Annotated in this window: 2 protein-coding genes; both read left to right on the forward strand. The window is 67.8% G+C overall.

Features of this window, described 5'->3' with window-relative positions:
• The first annotated feature begins 96 nt into the window (after positions 1-96).
• Entirely contained in the window at positions 97-855 is a 759-nt protein-coding gene (locus ABC138_RS13010) for an amino acid ABC transporter ATP-binding protein (RefSeq protein WP_068323176.1), read from the forward strand.
• 41 nt (positions 856-896) lie between these two features.
• The gene (locus ABC138_RS13015) at positions 897-1730 is read left to right on the forward strand and encodes a glutamate ABC transporter substrate-binding protein (protein ID WP_068323173.1); all 834 of its coding nucleotides are present in this window, start codon (positions 897-899) and stop codon (positions 1728-1730) included.
• The last annotated feature ends 43 nt before the right edge of the window (positions 1731-1773 follow it).

Raw genomic sequence — 1773 nt, forward strand, 5'->3', positions numbered from 1 at the left:
ATCGACGCGGCGCCGGCGTGATCGGAGTGTCTCACTCCGATCACGCCGGCGTTGCTGTGTGACGCGGCACACGCTCAGGGCGATAGGTTCGTCGCCATGCCGACCGCGCACGCCACCCATGAACCCCTCGTCGTGCTCACCGACGTCAACAAGCACTTCGGGCAGCTGCACGTCCTCAAGGACATCAACCTGACGATCGGCAAGGGTGAGGTCGTCGTCGTCATCGGCCCCTCCGGGTCGGGCAAGTCGACCCTGTGCCGGACGATCAACCGCTTGGAGACCTTCGAGTCCGGGAGCATCACCATCGACGGCCAGCCGCTGCCCGAGGAGGGCAAGGAGCTGGCCCGCCTGCGCGCCGACGTCGGCATGGTCTTCCAGTCCTTCAACCTCTTCGCCCACAAGACGATCCTCGACAACGTCACCCTGGGGCCGATGAAGGTGCGCAAGAAGTCCAAGGCCGAGGCGCAGCAGCGCGCCCAGGAGCTGCTCACCCGTGTCGGGGTCGAGGCCCAGGCCGCGAAGTTCCCCGCGCAGCTCTCCGGCGGCCAGCAGCAGCGCGTGGCGATCGCGCGCTCCCTCGCCATGGAACCCAAGGTCATGCTCTTCGACGAGCCGACCTCGGCCCTCGACCCGGAGATGATCAACGAGGTCCTCGACGTCATGATCCAGCTCGCCCAGTCCGGCATGACGATGGTCGTCGTGACCCACGAGATGGGCTTCGCCCGACGCGCGGCCGACCGCGTCGTCTTCATGGCCGACGGGCAGATCGTCGAGACGGCCACCCCCGAGGAGTTCTTCACCAACCCGCAGAGCGAGCGGGCCAAGGACTTCCTCGGCAAGATCCTCAGCCACTAGAGCCGCACCGACCCGACAGCACCACCAACCAGGAGGACACCATGACCATGCGACGCATCGGCGCTGCAGGCGCCACCCTCGCCCTCGCAGCCGCCCTCGCCGCCTGTGGCAGCGACGACGGTGGAGGGACCGACGGCGGTGGCGGCGGCGACAGCTCGATCAAGATCGGCATCAAGTTCGACCAGCCCGGACTCGGCCTCAAGGAGGGCAACACCTACTCCGGCTTCGACGTCGACGTGGCCAACTACGTCGCCAAGGAGCTGGGCAAGACCGACGTCCAGTTCGTCCAGGCCCCGAGCAAGCAGCGCGAGGACCTCATCGCGACCGGCCAGGTCGACCTGATCTTCGCGACGTACTCGATCACCGACGAGCGCAAGCAGAAGGTCTCCTTCGCCGGCCCGTACTTCGTCGCCGGTCAGGACCTGCTCGTCGCGTCCGACGCCAAGATCACCGGGCCCAAGGACCTCGACGGCAAGAAGCTGTGCTCGGTCACCGGCTCCACGTCGGCCGACAACGTCAAGAAGGAGGTGCCGGGCGTCAACCTGCAGGAGTTCGACACCTACTCCAAGTGCGCGGAGGCCGTGTCCAAGGGCCAGCTCGACGCCCTGACCACCGACAACACGATCCTCGCCGGCTACGCGGCGCAGGACCAGTACAAGGGCAAGCTCAAGGTCGTCGGCGCCCCCTTCTCGGAGGAGCGCTACGGCGTCGGCCTCAAGAAGGGCGACACGGCCCTGTGCGAGGACGTCAACAAGGCCCTGACCAAGATGGTCGACGACGGCGCCTGGGACAAGGCGGTCGAGGACAACTTCGGCCCGGCCGGCTTCGAGGTCGACACCAAGACCAACCCGCCGAAGCTCGACGCCTGCTCCTGACGGTGAGCGGTCGGGGGGGGGGGGGGGGGCCCCCCCCCCCCCC

It is taken from the genome of Janibacter sp. LM (assembly GCF_039631275.1).
Classification (GTDB): Bacteria; Actinomycetota; Actinomycetes; order Actinomycetales; family Dermatophilaceae; genus Janibacter; species Janibacter terrae.